Below are 2,500 nucleotides of genomic sequence, written 5' to 3'. Positions count from 1 at the left end.
ATCTAGGCATGGCCAGGCTGAAGGTGCGGTAACACGCACTGGAGGGCCGAACCCACATCCGTTGAAAAGGATCGGGATGAGCTGTGCCTAGGGGTGAAAGGCCAATCAAACTCGGAGATAGCTGGTTCTCCGCGAAATCTATTTAGGTAGAGCGTCATCCGAATACCCCGGGGGGTAGAGCACTGGATGGGTAATGGGGCCCCACAGGCTTACTGATCCTAACCAAACTCCGAATACCCGGGAGTACTGGATGGCAGACAGACGGCGGGTGCTAACGCCCGTCGTCGAGAGGGAAACAACCCTGACCTCCGGCTAAGGCCCCCAATTCGTGGCTAAGTGGGAAAGCAGGTGAGACGGCCAAAACAACCAGGAGGTTGGCTTAGAAGCAGCCATCCTTTAAAGATAGCGTAACAGCTCACTGGTCTAAACAAGCTGTCTTGCGGCGAAGATGTAACGGGGCTCAAGCCACGAGCCGAAGCCGAGGATGCCGTATGGCATGGTAGCGGAGCGTCGTGTGACATGGCTCCATGCCTCTTCAACCCTGTTCGCAGGGTTCAGGAGGCGGGGAGTCTTCTGTGAAGCCGGGGCGTGAGCCATCCGGTGGAGAGATCACGAGCGAGAATGATGACATGAGTAGCGACAAAGGGGGTGAGAGACCCCCTCGCCGAAAGTCCAAGGGTTCCTGCTTAAAGCTAATCTGAGCAGGGTGAGCCGGCCCCTAAGTCGAGGCCGAAAGGCGTAGACGATGGGAACCAGGTTAATAGTCCTGGGCCAGGAGGATGTGACGGATTGCGGACGTTGTCGGGCCTTATCGGATTGGTCCGGCAGCCATGCAGTCCCAGGAAATAGCCCTCCATGAGACCGTACCCTAAACCGACACAGGTGGACTGGTAGAGAATACCAAGGCGCTTGAGAGAACGATGTTGAAGGAACTCGGCAAAATACCTCCGTAAGTTCGCGAGAAGGAGGCCCGGGTGCTGGGCAACCAGTGTCCGGGGGCACAAACCAGGGGGTGGCGACTGTTTACTAAAAACACAGGGCTCTGCGAAGTCGCAAGACGACGTATAGGGTCTGACGCCTGCCCGGTGCCGGAAGGTTAAAAGGAGGAGTGAGAGCTCCGAATTGAAGCCCCGGTAAACGGCGGCCGTAACTATAACGGTCCTAAGGTAGCGAAATTCCTTGTCGGGTAAGTTCCGACCTGCACGAATGGCGTAACGACTTCCCCGCTGTCTCCAACATCGACTCAGCGAAATTGAATTGCCTGTCAAGATGCAGGCTCCCCGCGGTTAGACGGAAAGACCCCGTGCACCTTTACTACAGCTTCGCACTGGCATCAGGACTGCGATGTGCAGGATAGGTGGTAGGCTTCGAAGCGGGAACGCCAGTTCCCGTGGAGCCTCCCTTGAGATACCACCCTTCGCACTCTTGATGTCTAACCGCGGCCCCTCATCGGGGTCCGGGACCCTGCGTGGCGGGTAGTTTGACTGGGGCGGTCGCCTCCCAAAGAGTAACGGAGGCGCGCGACGGTTGGCTCAGAGCGGTCGGAAATCGCTCGTTGAGTGCAATGGCAGAAGCCAGCCTGACTGCGAGACAGACAAGTCGAGCAGAGACGAAAGTCGGCCATAGTGATCCGGTGGTCCCGCGTGGAAGGGCCATCGCTCAACGGATAAAAGGTACGCCGGGGATAACAGGCTGATACTGCCCAAGAGTCCATATCGACGGCAGTGTTTGGCACCTCGATGTCGGCTCATCTCATCCTGGGGCTGGAGCAGGTCCCAAGGGTACGGCTGTTCGCCGTTTAAAGAGGTACGTGAGCTGGGTTTAGAACGTCGTGAGACAGTTCGGTCCCTATCTGCCGTGGGTGTAGGATACTTGAGAGGAGTTGCCCCTAGTACGAGAGGACCGGGGTGAACGATCCACTGGTGGACCTGTTGTGGCGCCAGCCGCAGTGCAGGGTAGCTATGATCGGAAAGGATAACCGCTGAAGGCATCTAAGCGGGAAGCCCCCCTCAAAACAAGGTATCCCCGAGGGCCGTGGTAGACCACCACGTCGATAGGCCGGAGATGTAAGCGCAGCAATGCGTTCAGTTGACCGGTACTAATGGCCCGACAGGCTTGATCCGATCCAGTGACGGCAAAGCCGAAACCCCGGATGCGGAAGACGATACTTCCCCGTCGCACCCGAAACGCGACGAAACACAGTGACTTGACACACCACTCGGCTTCCCCGGTTTGGTGGCCATAGCGCGAGCGAAACACCCGGTCCCATTCCGAACCCGGCCGTTAAGCGCCGCAGCGCCAATGGTACTGCGTCTCAAGACGTGGGAGAGTAGGTCGCCGCCAAACCTGGAAAGCCGAGACACAAACAAAAAACCGTATCTCTCCAACGATAAATGACCAAAATCGGTCAAACATACATGACGCGGGGTGGAGCAGCCCGGTAGCTCGTCAGGCTCATAACCTGAAGGTCGTAGGTTCAAATCCTACCCCCGCAACCAAA

1 tRNA gene and 2 rRNA genes (1 of these 3 cut by a window edge) are annotated in these 2,500 nt (G+C 57.5%); all 3 read left to right on the top strand.

What is annotated here, in order from left to right:
- A 23S ribosomal RNA gene (locus AB6A69_RS16215) occupies positions 1-2,123 on the top strand (it extends 1,414 nt beyond the left edge of the window).
- A 108-nt stretch (positions 2,124-2,231) separates the two neighbouring features.
- A 5S ribosomal RNA gene (gene rrf, locus AB6A69_RS16210) occupies positions 2,232-2,346 on the top strand.
- A 75-nt stretch (positions 2,347-2,421) separates the two neighbouring features.
- A tRNA-Met gene (locus tag AB6A69_RS16205) sits at positions 2,422-2,498 on the top strand.
- Positions 2,499-2,500: the final 2 nt, after the last annotated feature.

The sequence above is a fragment of the Rhodosalinus sp. 5P4 genome (assembly GCF_041365695.1).
In the GTDB taxonomy this organism is placed as follows: Bacteria; Pseudomonadota; Alphaproteobacteria; order Rhodobacterales; family Rhodobacteraceae; genus Rhodosalinus.
This window is presented reverse-complemented; position numbering and strand designations above follow the sequence as displayed.